This is a genomic window from Priestia flexa (assembly GCF_021441905.1).
GTDB lineage: Bacteria > Bacillota > Bacilli > Bacillales > Bacillaceae_H > Priestia > Priestia flexa.
The window spans coordinates 380,822-397,456 of the sequence record NZ_CP090431.1; the positions used below are offsets into that span (position 1 = coordinate 380,822).

The window sequence follows — 16,635 nt, forward strand, 5'->3', positions numbered from 1 at the left end:
AAAGCGACAAACGTCAACGTTAATTTTTTAAACTTTTATGAGCAAGCAAGTCAAACATTTCTTCGGAGAGTTTGATCCTGGCTCAGGATGAACGCTGGCGGCGTGCCTAATACATGCAAGTCGAGCGAACTGATTAGAAGCTTGCTTCTATGACGTTAGCGGCGGACGGGTGAGTAACACGTGGGCAACCTGCCTGTAAGACTGGGATAACTCCGGGAAACCGGAGCTAATACCGGATAACATTTTTTCTTGCATAAGAGAAAATTGAAAGATGGTTTCGGCTATCACTTACAGATGGGCCCGCGGTGCATTAGCTAGTTGGTGAGGTAACGGCTCACCAAGGCAACGATGCATAGCCGACCTGAGAGGGTGATCGGCCACACTGGGACTGAGACACGGCCCAGACTCCTACGGGAGGCAGCAGTAGGGAATCTTCCGCAATGGACGAAAGTCTGACGGAGCAACGCCGCGTGAGTGATGAAGGCTTTCGGGTCGTAAAACTCTGTTGTTAGGGAAGAACAAGTACAAGAGTAACTGCTTGTACCTTGACGGTACCTAACCAGAAAGCCACGGCTAACTACGTGCCAGCAGCCGCGGTAATACGTAGGTGGCAAGCGTTATCCGGAATTATTGGGCGTAAAGCGCGCGCAGGCGGTTTCTTAAGTCTGATGTGAAAGCCCACGGCTCAACCGTGGAGGGTCATTGGAAACTGGGGAACTTGAGTGCAGAAGAGAAAAGCGGAATTCCACGTGTAGCGGTGAAATGCGTAGAGATGTGGAGGAACACCAGTGGCGAAGGCGGCTTTTTGGTCTGTAACTGACGCTGAGGCGCGAAAGCGTGGGGAGCAAACAGGATTAGATACCCTGGTAGTCCACGCCGTAAACGATGAGTGCTAAGTGTTAGAGGGTTTCCGCCCTTTAGTGCTGCAGCTAACGCATTAAGCACTCCGCCTGGGGAGTACGGTCGCAAGACTGAAACTCAAAGGAATTGACGGGGGCCCGCACAAGCGGTGGAGCATGTGGTTTAATTCGAAGCAACGCGAAGAACCTTACCAGGTCTTGACATCCTCTGACAACTCTAGAGATAGAGCGTTCCCCTTCGGGGGACAGAGTGACAGGTGGTGCATGGTTGTCGTCAGCTCGTGTCGTGAGATGTTGGGTTAAGTCCCGCAACGAGCGCAACCCTTGATCTTAGTTGCCAGCATTTAGTTGGGCACTCTAAGGTGACTGCCGGTGACAAACCGGAGGAAGGTGGGGATGACGTCAAATCATCATGCCCCTTATGACCTGGGCTACACACGTGCTACAATGGATGGTACAAAGGGCTGCAAGACCGCGAGGTCAAGCCAATCCCATAAAACCATTCTCAGTTCGGATTGTAGGCTGCAACTCGCCTACATGAAGCTGGAATCGCTAGTAATCGCGGATCAGCATGCCGCGGTGAATACGTTCCCGGGCCTTGTACACACCGCCCGTCACACCACGAGAGTTTGTAACACCCGAAGTCGGTGGGGTAACCTTTATGGAGCCAGCCGCCTAAGGTGGGACAGATGATTGGGGTGAAGTCGTAACAAGGTAGCCGTATCGGAAGGTGCGGCTGGATCACCTCCTTTCTAAGGATTTTTTACATGAAAAGCGAAGGCGATTGTTTAGTCATGAAAAGCGTTGGAGCTTTTGACAGGGAAACCGTTATTTGGTTTCGTTGACAAAAGTGAAACGATCGAATGACTAGGAGCCGTAGCTAGACAAGACGTACGTTTTGAAGCTTTGTTCAGTTTTGAGAGTTCAATCTCTCATTTAATAGAAAGTACATCACTTTCTTCTTATCTAATAAGAAGAATTTTGAGTGCGATTGTTCTTTGAAAACTAGATAACAGTAATAGCTGAGGAAAAGTGAAACTTTTCTTTAATCAAACCAATAAATAACGCAACGCAAGTTGCACCATTTATTCGCTAATGGTTAAGTTAGAAAGGGCGCACGGTGAATGCCTTGGCACTAGGAGCCGATGAAGGACGGGACTAACACCGATATGCTTCGGGGAGCTGTAAGTAAGCTTTGATCCGGAGATTTCCGAATGGGGAAACCCACTGTTCGTAATGGAGCAGTATCTTTATCTGAATACATAGGATATTGAAGGCAGACCCGGGGAACTGAAACATCTAAGTACCCGGAGGAAGAGAAAGCAAATGCGATTTCCTGAGTAGCGGCGAGCGAAACGGAATTAGCCCAAACCAAGAGGCTTGCCTCTTGGGGTTGTAGGACACTCTATACGGAGTTACAAAGGAACGAGGTAAATGAAGAGGTCTGGAAAGGCCCGTCAAAGAAGGTAACAACCCTGTAGTTGAAACTTCGTTCCCTCTTGAGTGGATCCTGAGTACGGCGGAACACGTGAAATTCCGTCGGAAGCTGGGAGGACCATCTCCCAAGGCTAAATACTCCCTAGTGACCGATAGTGAACCAGTACCGTGAGGGAAAGGTGAAAAGCACCCCGGAAGGGGAGTGAAAGAGAACCTGAAACCGTGTGCCTACAAGTAGTCAGAGCCCGTTAATGGGTGATGGCGTGCCTTTTGTAGAATGAACCGGCGAGTTACGATCCCATGCAAGGTTAAGTTGAAGAGACGGAGCCGTAGCGAAAGCGAGTCTGAATAGGGCGTTTAGTATGTGGTTGTAGACCCGAAACCAGGTGATCTACCCATGTCCAGGGTGAAGTTCAGGTAACACTGAATGGAGGCCCGAACCCACGCACGTTGAAAAGTGCGGGGATGAGGTGTGGGTAGCGGAGAAATTCCAATCGAACCTGGAGATAGCTGGTTCTCTCCGAAATAGCTTTAGGGCTAGCCTCACGTTGTGAGAGTCTTGGAGGTAGAGCACTGATTGGACTAGGGGCCCCCAACGGGTTACCGAATTCAGTCAAACTCCGAATGCCAAAGACTTATCCGTGGGAGTCAGACTGCGAGTGATAAGATCCGTAGTCAAAAGGGAAACAGCCCAGACCACCAGCTAAGGTCCCCAAGTATACGTTAAGTGGAAAAGGATGTGGAGTTGCTTAGACAACCAGGATGTTGGCTTAGAAGCAGCCACCATTTAAAGAGTGCGTAATAGCTCACTGGTCGAGTGACTCTGCGCCGAAAATGTACCGGGGCTAAACGTATCACCGAAGCTGTGGATTGACATCTTAGATGTCAGTGGTAGGAGAGCGTTCTAAGTGCTGCGAAGCTAGACCGTAAGGACTGGTGGAGCGCTTAGAAGTGAGAATGCCGGTATGAGTAGCGAAAGACAAGTGAGAATCTTGTCCACCGAATGCCTAAGGTTTCCTGAGGAAGGCTCGTCCGCTCAGGGTTAGTCGGGACCTAAGCCGAGGCTGAAAAGCGTAGGCGATGGCCAACAGGTTGATATTCCTGTACCACCTCCCCGCCGTTTGAGTAATGGGGGGACGCAGGAGGATAGAGTAAGCGCGCTGCTGGATATGCGCGTTCAAGCAGTTAGGCTGATGAGTAGGCAAATCCGCTCATCATAAGGCTGAGCTGTGATGACGAGGGAAATATAGTACCGAAGTTCTTGATTCCACACTGCCAAGAAAAGCCTCTAGCGAGGCGGGAGGTGCCCGTACCGCAAACCGACACAGGTAGGCGAGGAGAGAATCCTAAGGTGATCGAGAGAACTCTCGTTAAGGAACTCGGCAAAATGACCCCGTAACTTCGGGAGAAGGGGTGCTCTGGTAGGGTGTATAGCCCGAGAGAGCCGCAGTGAATAGGCCCAGGCGACTGTTTAGCAAAAACACAGGTCTCTGCGAAGCCGCAAGGCGAAGTATAGGGGCTGACGCCTGCCCGGTGCTGGAAGGTTAAGAGGAGGGGTTATCCTTTGGGAGAAGCTCTGAATCGAAGCCCCAGTAAACGGCGGCCGTAACTATAACGGTCCTAAGGTAGCGAAATTCCTTGTCGGGTAAGTTCCGACCCGCACGAAAGGCGTAACGATCTGGGCACTGTCTCAACGAGAGACTCGGTGAAATTATAGTACCTGTGAAGATGCAGGTTACCCGCGACAGGACGGAAAGACCCCGTGGAGCTTTACTGTAGCCTGATATTGAATTTTGGTACAGCTTGTACAGGATAGGTAGGAGCCTGAGAAGCCGGAGCGCTAGCTTCGGTGGAGGCGTCGGTGGGATACTACCCTGGTTGTATTGAAATTCTAACCCGCAGCCCTGATCGGGCTGGGAGACAGTGTCAGGTGGGCAGTTTGACTGGGGCGGTCGCCTCCTAAAGAGTAACGGAGGCGCCCAAAGGTTCCCTCAGAATGGTTGGAAATCATTCGTAGAGTGTAAAGGCACAAGGGAGCTTGACTGCGAGACCTACAAGTCGAGCAGGGACGAAAGTCGGGCTTAGTGATCCGGTGGTTCCGCATGGAAGGGCCATCGCTCAACGGATAAAAGCTACCCCGGGGATAACAGGCTTATCTCCCCCAAGAGTCCACATCGACGGGGAGGTTTGGCACCTCGATGTCGGCTCATCGCATCCTGGGGCTGTAGTCGGTCCCAAGGGTTGGGCTGTTCGCCCATTAAAGCGGTACGCGAGCTGGGTTCAGAACGTCGTGAGACAGTTCGGTCCCTATCCGTCGTGGGCGTAGGAAATTTGAGAGGAGCTGTCCTTAGTACGAGAGGACCGGGATGGACACACCGCTGGTGTACCAGTTGTCTTGCCAAAGGCATCGCTGGGTAGCTATGTGTGGACGGGATAAGTGCTGAAAGCATCTAAGCATGAAGCCCCCCTCAAGATGAGATTTCCCATAGCGCAAGCTAGTAAGATCCCTGAAAGATGATCAGGTTGATAGGTCAGAGGTGGAAGCACGGCGACGTGTGTAGCTGACTGATACTAATCGATCGAGGACTTAACCAAATTAGAAAAGCGAAGGCGACTAATTAGGAGCCATAGCTAGACAGTAAACTTAGTACTCAGCAAAATGTTATCTAGTTTTGAGAGAATAATCTCAAATCATGTCTGGTGGCGATAGCAGAGAGGTCACACCCGTTCCCATGCCGAACACGGAAGTTAAGTTCTCTAGCGCCGATGGTAGTTGGGACTTTGTCCCTGTGAGAGTAGGACGTTGCCAGGCATTTATATTGGCCCGTTGGTCAAGTGGTTAAGACACCGCCCTTTCACGGCGGTAACACGGGTTCGAATCCCGTACGGGTCACCACCTTTTTTATATGAAAAATTTGGAGGATTAGCTCAGCTGGGAGAGCACCTGCCTTACAAGCAGGGGGTCGGCGGTTCGATCCCGTCATCCTCCACCATTTATTTAAGCTGGAGGGGTAGCGAAGTGGCTAAACGCGGCGGACTGTAAATCCGCTCCTTCGGGTTCGGCAGTTCGAATCTGCCCCCCTCCACCATCTTATTGGGCTATAGCCAAGCGGTAAGGCAACGGACTTTGACTCCGTCATGCGTTGGTTCGAATCCAGCTAGCCCAGCCAGTAAGAGCCATTAGCTCAGTTGGTAGAGCATCTGACTTTTAATCAGAGGGTCGAAGGTTCGAGTCCTTCATGGCTCATATTAAGCGCCCGTAGCTCAATTGGATAGAGCGTTTGACTACGGATCAAAAGGTTAGGGGTTCGACTCCTCTCGGGCGCGCCATAAAACGGGAAGTAGCTCAGCTTGGTAGAGCACTTGGTTTGGGACCAAGGGGTCGCAGGTTCGAATCCTGTCTTCCCGACCAGGAAATATCTTTAATTTATATATGCGGGTGTAGTTTAATGGTAAAACCTCAGCCTTCCAAGCTGATGTCGTGAGTTCGATTCTCATCACCCGCTCCATAACGGGCCTATAGCTCAGCTGGTTAGAGCGCACGCCTGATAAGCGTGAGGTCGGTGGTTCGAGTCCACTTAGGCCCACTAAAAAAGAGCATCTAGTTAAGATGCTCTTTTTCATGTAGATGTTTTTAAAAGAGATTGATACTGAAGAGACAAGTCATAAAATGCAGTACGATCTCGTTCATCTAATGCATAGTTAATTTGAGTTTCTAAAATGCTTTTTTTGTGTTTAAATAAGGCATCGTCAATAATCATGTCAATATACATATCAAGCACGTTATCAGCTTCGCGAATCTTTCTTTTGCGAGCGAGGGATTTCATCATCTCGGCGTACGATTTTTCATTGTTCATACATCATCACCTCTGCAGCCTTTTTCTTAGTATATAGAGTAAGGAACAAAAAAACAACTAATTTTCTAAATTTTTAGACGTATTTTGTTGTATATTGGTCAGACAAATATAAATGTTTGAGTAGCTTTTGTTTCGGTAATGAAAGTAGTACAATGTTGATTAAGTTAGTAGTCATCAGTTAGGAGATTAAGTAATGGACTTTGATACAATTAAGGAATACTTAACGCTTGAAGGTGTGCTTGAACTTTTAAAAGAATATCAATCATTTGGCATTATACCGGGATTATTACTTCCTATTCTTGAAGCATTTATTCCAATTTTACCTCTTTTTGCTTTCGTTATGGCAAATGCTGCAGCATTTGGCTTATGGCTAGGGTTTCTAATTTCATGGGTCGGGTCATGTGTAGGGGCGATTATTGTTTTTCTTATCTTTCGTCGATATGGACAAGCTCGCTTCTTGAATTTTATAAGTAGACATGCTCAAATTCGAAAGATTATGACTTGGGTTGAACGTCATGGGTTTGGTCCACTGTTTTTAATGCTATGCTTCCCATTTACTCCGTCAGCTGCTATTAATGTTGTTGCTGGCTTATCTAGGGTCAGTATGTCACAATTCGTATTAGCAGTTTTAGCAGGAAAAATGGTGATGATCTTTATGATGAGCTTTATAGGAGCTGACTTTATCTCCTTTATAAAACAGCCTACAAAAGCTATTGTTGTTTTAATTGTTGTTTTTGTATTATGGATTGTGGGAAAACAAATAGAGAGACGTCTAAATGTTCGTACAAATCAGTAGTAAAAATGAAGAGAGATTTTCTTTTCTGAATTCATGATTTCGATTTTGTAGAATATATGTTAAAATAAGGATAAAATTAGCAGGTTTTGCTAAACTTTCTAGAAGCCTTACATGTTCTTTACCTCACCTTAATCTGTTGATTTCCCTGTTTTCTGAAAAGTTATGAATGTTTTGGACAATTCTCTACTACATATGTTAGTAAAAGGGTTGTTTAATTCATCGCTTTTGCACATGCTTTACGAATACGACGTGCTTGTCGTCAAGTAAAAGGGGGCTATGCATAGTATGAAGGCAAGCCTGTTCTTACGAACGTTCATACTATGTGGTAGGAGATGAGATTAAAAGATAAGGTGGCAATTATTACAGGCGCTGCAAATGGATTAGGCTTTGAAGCTGCACGAATTTTTGCAAAAGAAGGGGCAAAAGTAGCACTCGTTGATTATGATCAAGCTTTAGGTGAAGAGAAAGCAAAGGTTTTACGAAATGAAGGTGGAGACGTCACGTTCTTTCAAGTTAATGTGGCAGATCGTGATAATGTAGATGGAATGGTAGAAGAAGTAGTAGAAGCCTACGGCAAGATAGACATTTTAGTTAACAATGCAGGAATTACCAGAGATGCAATGTTAACTAAGCTAACAATGGAAGACTTTCAAGCAGTTATTAACGTTAACTTGACCGGTGTTTTTAACTGTACACAAGCTGTTGTCCCTCATATGGTGGCTCAAGGTAGAGGGAAAATTATTAGTACCTCATCTGTTTCAGGCGTATATGGGAACGTTGGACAAACCAATTACGCAGCGGCAAAAGCTGCGGTCGTAGGAATGACTAAGACTTGGGCGAAAGAACTTGGGCGTAAAGGAATCAACGTAAATGCCGTTGCGCCAGGGTTTATCGAAACGAACATGGTAGCTGCTGTTCCAGAGAAAGTCATTAATCAAATGAAGTCGACGATTCCGCTTCAAAGATTAGGACAGCCTTCTGATATTGGCTATGCATACTTATATTTAGCATCAGATGAATCTAATTATGTAAACGGAACCGTATTACATGTCGATGGTGGAATTATGATGTAATAGGAAAAATAAACCGTTTTGGCAATGAGCCAAAACGGTTTATTTTATTGGATTTCTTTACGTAAGTCCAGTAAAATAAATGGTAACAAAAAGGATAAAAATCGATAAAAGTATAGAAAAAGAACTTGTTGAACGTCACGTTTTTTTGTGGCGTTCAAATTCGTTAGGGGTGAACAAGATGCTACAGTTTATGCTGGGTAGGTCTGGAAGTGGTAAAACAACAGCGTGTTTAAATGCTATTCGCCAAGAATTGGTGCGAGAGCCACTGGGCAACCCAATTATTTATATTGTTCCAGAGCAAATGACCTTCCAATCAGAGTATGAGCTTATCCAAACGCCGGGATTGGGCGGGATGATGAGAGCTCAAGTTTATAGTTTTACGCGTTTGGCGTGGCGAGTTCTCCAGGAAGCAGGCGGCATTAGCCGTTATCATATTGATCAAACGGGCATGCATATGATGCTCAGAAAAATTATAGAGCAACAAAAAGAAGAGCTCACTTTATTTGCAGCAGCATCTGAAAAAGAAGGGTTTATCACAAAGCTAGAACAAATGTTGAAAGAATTTAAGCAGTATGGATTAGAGCCTGAATCGTTAGGGGCTCTGCAACAAGAGTTTAAAGACAATAACGAGCACGTGCTAGCGGACAAGCTGCATGATTTAGGAATTATATATCAAGAACTAGAAAAGCAGCTGCTAATGAAATATGTAGATAGCGAAGATTATTTAAAACTATTAGCTGAAAAAATTCCGCTTTCCTCATATTTAAAGAAAGCAGTTATTTATGTCGATGGATTTCATCATTTCACAAAGCAAGAACTAGATGTCTTAGTTGAACTTATGAAAGCTTGTTCAGATGTAACTGTCGCATTGACCGGAGATCATACACAAGCAAGTTATATACCAACTGATTTGCAGCTCTTTAGATTAACTGGAGAAACATATAGAGAATTAACAACAGCAGCACTAGAACATGGAATTGAAATAAAAGACCCTGTTTTATTAAAGGATAATATTCGCCATGCAAACAGCCCAGAGCTGTCTCATTTGGAGAAGTATTATGATGAGCGTCCAGCTGCTGAATTTTCTCAAAAGCCAACTCACATTTCTTTATATCCTGCTGTGAGTCGTCGTGCAGAGGTAGAAGGAATTGCAAGAGAAATTCAGCTACTAGTTAAAGACTCCAATTATCGGTATCGAGATATTGCTCTAGTTGTTCGAAATAAAAATGACTACGGCGAATTAATTGAAACCGTATTTCGTGATTATGAAATTCCATACTTTATTGATCAAAAAAGAGCAATGTTCCATCACCCAATCATTGAGTTTATTCGTTCCAGCTTAGAGGTAGTGAGTGGTTCGTGGCGCTATGAAAGTATTTTTCGTGCTATTAAGACGGATATGTTTTTTTCGATAGAGGCTGAGGTTGAAGCATTGAGAGAAGGTATGGATCAATTTGAAAACTACGTATTAGCATACGGGATTCAAGGTACTAAGTGGACGAATGGTGAAAGGTGGAAATACCGAAAATATCGTTCATTAGAGGATATGAATCTACCAAAAACGGATGAGGAAGTACAGTTTGAAGAAAAAATTAATGAGCTAAAAGAACTTGTTGTAAACCCACTTATGAAACTACAGCAGGCCTTAAAGAAAGGAAAGACGGGAGAGGAAAAAGCAAAAGCTCTTTATCTCTTTTTGACAGAGCTAAGCATCCCACAAAAAATTGAGAAGCTTCGTGACCATTGTGAAGAAAATGGAAAGGTACAGGAAGCACGGGAACATGAACAAGTATGGAAAGCTGTCTTAAACCTGTTTGATCAATTTGTAGAAATGATGGGAGAAGAAAAAGTGTCCATCAAGCTATTTGCTGAGCTTTTTGAGACAGGATTAGATAGCATGCAGTTTGCTATTGTCCCACCATCGCTTGACCAAGTCCTTGTTGCAAGCTTTGAACGCTCTCGTTTTTCTAATATTAAAGCTACCTTTATCGTAGGTGTGAACGATGGTGTAATACCAGCTAAGCCGCAGGGAGATAGTATTTTATCTGATCAAGACCGCGACGAATTATTCAAATCAGGTGTGACGCTAGCTCCAACTGGTAAGCAGCAGCTGTTTGATGATCAGTTCTTGATTTATTTAGCGCTTGTAAGTTCTGAAGAAAAGTTATATATCAGCTACCCACTAGCGAATGATGAGGGGAAGTCTTTGCTTCCGTCTTTAGTTATTAACCGACTGAAAGAGCTCTTTCCACTACTTGAAGAAACGTTGTTAATGAATGATCCTACAAGTTTAGAAGAGGAAAAGCAGCTTGACTATATTGCGAATCCGTTGTCTACGATGGCTTATTTAGCAAGTAACTTACAGGCTTGGAAACGACATTATCCAATGAGCGATGCATGGTGGGACGTTTATAACTTTTATATGACTTCAGACTGGAAAACATATAGTCAAAGAGTTCTGAGCAGCTTATTTTATCAAAACGATGCAAAGCGATTAAGTAAAAAGACGAGTGAGCGCTTGTATGGAAAACATATTCAAGCAAGCGTATCACGCATGGAGAAGTTTGAAGCCTGTCCTTATTCGCATTTTGCTTCTCATGGCTTAAAGCTGAAGGATCGAAAAGTATTTCAGCTAGCGGCACCTGATATTGGTGAGCTTTTTCACGCAGCGTTAAAGCATATTTCGGATAAGTTACGAACTGGTGAGAAAGATTGGAAGCAGTTAACGAAAAAAGATTGTCAATCCCTTTCAGCCACTGCAGTTCAAGAATTAGCGCCGCGCTTACAAAACGAAATATTGCTGAGCTCGAATCGTCATCAATATCTCGCATATAAGTTACAGCAAGTAATTGAAAGAGCGTCGATTGTATTAAGCCAACATGCAAAAGCGAGCGGTTTTGTACCAGTTGGACTAGAGTTAGGATTTGGTCCTAATGCAGAACTACCTTCCATGACCTTTACGCTTCCAAATGGGCATACGATGGAGCTAGTCGGACGAATTGATCGAGTGGATAAAGCAGAAAGCTCTAAAGGGATACTACTTCGGATTGTCGATTATAAATCGAGTGACAAAGCGTTAAATTTACTGGAGGTCTATTATGGACTTTCACTTCAAATTCTCGCATATTTGGATGTAGTGGTAACTTACGCTGAGCAGCTTTTGAAAACTAACCAAGGTGCTTTACCTGCAGGTGTTTTATATTTCCACGTTCATAATCCGATGGTTAATAGTACAAATAGTCTGAGTGAAAATCAGATTGAAGAAGAAATCTTTAAGAAATTTAAGATGAAAGGCTTACTGCTAGGTGATGAAGAAGCGGTTCGCCTAATGGACGAAACGCTTGAGTCCGGTCATTCACAAATTATCTCAGCTGGTATTAAAAAAACAGGTGGTTTCTATTCGAATTCTTCTATTGCATCTGAAACGGACTTTACACATCTTAGACAATATGTACGTAAAAAGTTTGTGGAGGCAGGGACAGAAATTACTGAAGGTAAAATTGACATTGCTCCCTATAAACTTAAAGATAAAACACCGTGTGCTTTTTGTGACTATCGTTCGATTTGTCAATTTGATGAAGCATTAAGCGAAAATGAATATCGTCAGTTAAGAAATGAAAATCAAAATAGCATTCTAGAAAAAATACGAGAGGAGGATAAGCATGAGTCAGGAACGAATGAGTAAGCCAGCGGATTCGCAGTGGACAGATGACCAGTGGAAAGCCATTGTATCATCTGGGCAAGATATTTTAGTAGCAGCCGCCGCAGGTTCAGGGAAAACAGCTGTGTTAGTTGAGCGTATTATTCGAAAAATTATCGATCCTGAAAATCCAGTAGACGTCGACCGTCTGTTAGTCGTAACGTTCACAAACGCTTCAGCAGCAGAGATGCGTCATCGTATAGGAGAAGCTTTAGAAAAAGAGTTAAAGGTAAATCCATCTTCCTTACATTTAAGAAGACAGCTACACTTACTAAACCGATCGTCTATTTCAACTCTTCATTCATTTTGTCTGGAAGTTATTCGCACCTATTACTATATGATTAACTTAGATCCAGGTTTTCGAATCGCAGACGATACTGAAGCGGAACTCTTAAGAGAAGAAGTATTAGACGAGCTTTTTGAAGAGCAGTATAGCCTTGAAGGTAATCAATCATTCTTTGAATTGGTGGACCGCTATACGAGTGACCGTCATGACTTGGACGTGCAGCATATGGTTCGCAGATTATACGATTTTGCTCGTTCTAATCCAAATCCAAATAGGTGGTTAGATATGCTCCTTCGCCAATATAGCATTGATGAAGAAGCTACAATTGACTCTCTTCCATTTATGAGTTTTTTAATGGACGAAGTGAAAAAGCAGCTGAGCGGTGTTCAAGCTATGCTAAACCAAGCCTCTAGGCTCACAACCATGCCTGGAGGTCCAGCCCCAAGAAAAGTAAATATTGAAGATGATTTAGCTCAGGTTAACCGTATGCTTGCAGCTGGCACTTTTGCTGAGCTACATGAACATATGCAAATTCTTAGCTTTACGCGTTTAAAGCCGTGTAAAGGTGACGAGTATGATGTTGCCTTACTTGATGAGTTTGGAGAGCTTCGTAAAAAAGCAAAAGCAGCTCTTGAAAAATTGCAAGGTGATTTATTTTCTCGTCCGCTCAGTGGATACATGAGTGACTTTCAGAAAATGTATCCTGTAGTAGAAGTTCTCGTATCGCTTGTAAGGAAGTTTGGTAATCGCTATGAAGCAGAAAAGAGAGCGAAAGGGCTCGTGGACTTTTCAGACTTAGAACATTATTGCTTGCAAATTTTAAGCCATTCTGTAGATGGAAGGGTTGAACCTTCTGAAGTCGCTTATAAATATAAAACGCAGTTTGTTGAGGTTTTAGTAGATGAATACCAAGATACGAATATGGTACAAGAGACCATCATTCAGCTTGTGACGCATAATGATGGTAAAAATGGTAACCTTTTTATGGTTGGTGACGTCAAGCAATCTATTTATCGCTTTCGTTTAGCAGAACCGTTTCTGTTCCTTGGAAAATATAAAACTTTTACACATGACGGTCGAAAAAATGGTATGAAAATTGACTTGAATAAAAACTTCCGCAGTCGCTCTGAGATTATCGATGCGACCAACTTTATCTTTCAGCAGTTAATGGATGAAGAAGTTGGCGAAATCGCCTATGACAATGATGCATCTTTGAAGCTAGGAGCATCGTATCCTAGCAGTAGTGAGATGGAGTCTGAACTTTTGCTCATTTCCAAAGAAGGTGGAGCAGAGGAAGAAGAGTCGGATTTAGTAGGGTTTTCAGAAGCAGAGCTAGAAACAGCTCAGCTAGAAGCTCGCGCAATGGCTCGGAAGATAAAACAGCTTGTTCAAGATCGTTTTCAAGTATACGATCGTAAGCTAGATGTGATGCGAAACGTAACGTATCGAGATTTTGTTATTTTACTGCGTTCTATGCCTTGGGCACCACAAATTATGGAAGAGTTTAAGCAAGAAGGAATTCCTGTTTATGCAGATCTTTCATCAGGGTATTTTGATGCAACGGAAGTAATGATGATGATGTCTTTATTAAAAGTCATTGATAATCCATATCAAGATATTCCGCTTGCTTCTGTATTGCGTTCTCCAATTGTAGGCTTGTCAGATGAAGAGCTTGCTTTAATTCGTGCTGAGGATAAGAAGGGAACGTACTATGAAGCGATGAAAAATTATGTGCGCATATCTCCTGAAGGAAATCTTCAAGAAAAGCTTCATCATTTTGCCATAAAGCTTAGTGAGTGGAGAACAAAAGCACGTCAAACTTCTTTATCTACACTTATCTGGCAAATTTATCGTGATACAGGATTTTATGAGTTTGTAGGAGGTCTGCCTGGAGGTAAGCAGCGTCAAGCAAACTTAAGAGCTTTATATGACCGTGCACGTCAATATGAAGCGACGTCGTTTCGAGGCTTATTCCGCTTTCTACGGTTTATTGATCGTATGAAAGAGCGTGGAAATGATTTAGGAACGGCAAGGTCTTTAGGTGAGCAAGAAGATGTTGTTCGTTTAATGACAATCCATAGCAGTAAAGGTTTAGAGTTTCCTATTGTTTTCGTAGCTGGATTGAATCGTAAATTTAATCTAATGGATTTAAATAAATCTTATATTCTAGATAAAGAACTTGGCTTCGGTTCTAAATATATTGATCCAAAGCTTCGTATTACGTACCCAACGTTGCTTCAGCAAGTAATGAAACAAAAAATGAAAAAAGAAAGCATTGCCGAAGAGATGCGTGTTTTATATGTAGCGCTGACACGTGCTAAAGAAAAATTAATTTTAGTAGGAACTGTAAAAGATGCTGAGGCTCAAATGAAAAAATGGAGTCACGTGTTGACCCATGATCAATGGGAACTGCCGGCTTATATGCGTGTAGATGCAAAGTCTTATCTTGATTGGATTGGTCTTGCTCTGGCCAGACATCGTCACTTCGAAAAATGGATACCAGAAGAACAAAGAGCGGTGTTGCAAGAGGTGTATGAGCACAGCTCCAAGTGGGAAATTCAAACGATCCAAGCGGCGGAGCTATCTGAACAGCTTGTTGAAGAACAATTGGAGCATGAAGAACTGTTAGCTGCGGTACAAAAAGGTGATCAAGTTCATATTGAAAGTATCCATAAAGAACGCATTGAAGAGCGATTACGCTGGGAGTATGGTCATTTAGAAGCAACAACACATCGCTCTAAGCAATCTGTTTCTGATTTAAAGAGACAGTACCAAGCGAGCGGTGAAGAACAAGAAAGTCAGCTTATAACAGGCTTTAAGTCAACTATTGAAGATCGCCCGGCCTTTATGCAGTCGCATTCATTAACCGCAGCAGAACGTGGAACAGCTGTGCATACAGTGATGCAGCATTTACCATTTAAGGGATCGTTAACAATTGAAGCCGTACAAGAGCTTATTGATTCCCTCGTTACCAATGAAATTTTAACAACTGAGCAAGCAGAAAGTATTAACCCTTCTGACATTGCTCAATTTACGGAAAGTTTCATTGGACAACAGCTCAAAGAAGCAGAAAAGGTTTATCGTGAAATGCCGTTTAGCTTAAATGTTTCAACGGAAGAAGTATACGGGTGGAACGATAATGAAGCAATTTTAGTCCAAGGGATTATAGATTGCTTATATGAATGGAATGGTCAGCTAATCCTCGTTGATTACAAAACCGATGATATAAAAAATCGCTTTAGCAATGACTTTAACAGCGCTGAAGAAATCTTGAAAAACCGCTATGAAGTGCAGCTGAAGCTGTATCGAAAAGCGGTAGAAACCATCGTGAAAAAGCCGATAGCACATAGCTATTTATATTTTTTAGATGGTGGACATGTAATAGAAATAGAAGAGTAAAAAGAAGGCGAGCTTTTCGTCTTCTTTTTGTCAAGAAAAGGTGGGGAGCACATGAGGTTATTACATACGGCCGACTGGCACTTAGGGAGAACCTTAGAAGGTAGGAGCAGAATTGAAGAACAAGCTCAGTTCTTAGATGAGTTAGCTCAAATTGTAAAGGAAGAAAAAATCGACGCAATTTTAATGGCCGGTGATGTATTTGATACCGTTAATCCGCCCGCAGCAGCAGAGCAATTATTTTATGATAGTATGTCGAAGCTGAGTGAAAAAGGCAAGCGTCCAATTATTGTAATTGCGGGTAACCATGATAATCCCGATCGCTTATCTGCAGCCTCTCCGCTTGCATTTGAACAAAATATTACGCTCATAGGTTTACCGACAACTGATGTACAAGAGATTTACCTTCCAACTGTTGAAGAAACGTTAAAAGTAGGTGCACTTCCTTATCCATCAGAATCAAGATTAAAGGAAATGTTGGCTGAGGAAGACGATGAATTGTTGCTTCGAAACTCATATGATGAGCGAGTAGGCGAAATCTTTTTAAAGATGAGCTCACATTTTACAAACGACAGTGTAAACATTGCCATGAGTCATATCTATGTTGCGGGAGGAAGCTCAACAGATTCTGAACGGCCAATTGAAGTAGGTGGAGCGTATACGGTGGCAGCGTCAAGCCTTCCAGCGGCAGCTCAGTACGTAGCGCTTGGGCATCTTCACCGACCTCAGGACATCAAGCGAGCTTCTACAAAAGCTCGTTATTCGGGTTCACCCCTTGCCTATAGCTTTTCTGAATCAGGCTATACCAAATCCGTAACGATACTCGATGCTAAGCCGGGAGAAGAAGTGAAGGTAACGGAAATTCCTTTATCAAGCGGAAGACCACTTACAAGATGGAAAGCGAAAAACGGTATCGCAGAAGTGTACCAGTGGCTGGATGAAGGAAAAGATAGCACTGCTTGGATTGATTTAGAGATTCACTTAGAAGATGCATTGTCTCTTGAAGAAATTCACCGATTACGTAAGCTGCACAAAGGGTTCATTCATATCCGACCGGTTTTTAAAGAGGAAGAAACTGTTCAAGTTCAACAAGAACAGCGAAATGTTCCAATCGAAGAGTCGTTTGCTAAATTCTATCGGAAGCAAACGGGGGGAGCGACACCAAGCGACGAGTTGGTTCAACTCTTTTTATCATTGATTCATACACGAGAAGCAGAAGAGGAGGAGTAG

Annotated in this window: 6 protein-coding genes, 9 tRNA genes and 3 rRNA genes; 17 read left to right on the forward strand and 1 reads right to left on the reverse strand. The window is 43.3% G+C overall.

Features of this window, described 5'->3' with window-relative positions:
• The first annotated feature begins 59 nt into the window (after positions 1-59).
• The 12 genes from LZP85_RS01990 to LZP85_RS02045 all read left to right on the forward strand — a co-directional run bounded on the left by LZP85_RS01990 (position 60) and on the right by LZP85_RS02045 (position 5,884).
• Positions 60-1,612, forward strand: a 16S ribosomal RNA gene (locus tag LZP85_RS01990).
• A gap of 345 nt (positions 1,613-1,957) precedes the next feature.
• Positions 1,958-4,892, forward strand: a 23S ribosomal RNA gene (locus tag LZP85_RS01995).
• 101 nt (positions 4,893-4,993) lie between these two features.
• A 5S ribosomal RNA gene (gene rrf / locus LZP85_RS02000) occupies positions 4,994-5,109 on the forward strand.
• The 16S, 23S and 5S rRNA genes sit together here with 9 tRNA genes alongside, the layout of an rRNA operon.
• 9 nt (positions 5,110-5,118) lie before the next feature.
• Positions 5,119-5,193 (forward strand) — tRNA-Glu (locus LZP85_RS02005).
• A 21-nt stretch (positions 5,194-5,214) separates the two neighbouring features.
• A tRNA-Val gene (locus LZP85_RS02010) sits at positions 5,215-5,290 on the forward strand.
• Between the two features lie 12 nt (positions 5,291-5,302).
• Positions 5,303-5,386 (forward strand) — tRNA-Tyr (locus LZP85_RS02015).
• Between the two features lie 6 nt (positions 5,387-5,392).
• Positions 5,393-5,467, forward strand: a tRNA-Gln gene (locus tag LZP85_RS02020).
• A gap of 4 nt (positions 5,468-5,471) precedes the next feature.
• Positions 5,472-5,544: transfer RNA gene (locus LZP85_RS02025), tRNA-Lys, on the forward strand.
• A 6-nt stretch (positions 5,545-5,550) separates the two neighbouring features.
• Positions 5,551-5,627: transfer RNA gene (locus tag LZP85_RS02030), tRNA-Arg, on the forward strand.
• Positions 5,628-5,632: 5 nt separating this feature from the next.
• Positions 5,633-5,709: transfer RNA gene (locus tag LZP85_RS02035), tRNA-Pro, on the forward strand.
• 23 nt (positions 5,710-5,732) lie between these two features.
• Positions 5,733-5,806 (forward strand) — tRNA-Gly (locus LZP85_RS02040).
• 4 nt (positions 5,807-5,810) lie between these two features.
• Positions 5,811-5,884 (forward strand) — tRNA-Ile (locus tag LZP85_RS02045).
• Between the two features lie 33 nt (positions 5,885-5,917).
• Here the strand turns inward: LZP85_RS02045 and LZP85_RS02050 are convergent.
• Complete coding sequence (locus tag LZP85_RS02050; RefSeq protein WP_025911202.1) at positions 5,918-6,154, reverse strand: IDEAL domain-containing protein; 237 nt, start codon at positions 6,152-6,154, stop codon at positions 5,918-5,920.
• Between the two features lie 193 nt (positions 6,155-6,347).
• Between LZP85_RS02050 and LZP85_RS02055 the strand changes: the two genes are divergently transcribed.
• The 5 genes from LZP85_RS02055 (at position 6,348) to LZP85_RS02075 (ending at position 16,635) form a co-directional block, all read left to right on the forward strand.
• A complete protein-coding gene (locus LZP85_RS02055; protein WP_025911206.1) occupies positions 6,348-6,950 on the forward strand; it encodes a TVP38/TMEM64 family protein in 603 nt (200 codons plus the stop codon).
• 332 nt (positions 6,951-7,282) lie between these two features.
• Positions 7,283-8,023, forward strand: a complete 741-nt coding sequence (gene fabG / locus LZP85_RS02060) for a 3-oxoacyl-ACP reductase FabG (protein ID WP_025911208.1) — start codon at positions 7,283-7,285, stop codon at positions 8,021-8,023.
• Positions 8,024-8,201: 178 nt separating this feature from the next.
• Entirely contained in the window at positions 8,202-11,708 is a 3,507-nt protein-coding gene (gene addB / locus LZP85_RS02065; RefSeq protein ID WP_226639607.1) for a helicase-exonuclease AddAB subunit AddB, read from the forward strand.
• The gene (gene addA, locus LZP85_RS02070; protein WP_206833315.1) at positions 11,686-15,408 is read left to right on the forward strand and encodes a helicase-exonuclease AddAB subunit AddA; all 3,723 of its coding nucleotides are present in this window, start codon (positions 11,686-11,688) and stop codon (positions 15,406-15,408) included. Before addB ends, addA begins: the two co-directional genes overlap by 23 nt.
• Positions 15,409-15,459: 51 nt before the next feature.
• Positions 15,460-16,635, forward strand: a complete 1,176-nt coding sequence (locus LZP85_RS02075; protein WP_025911212.1) for an exonuclease SbcCD subunit D C-terminal domain-containing protein — start codon at positions 15,460-15,462, stop codon at positions 16,633-16,635.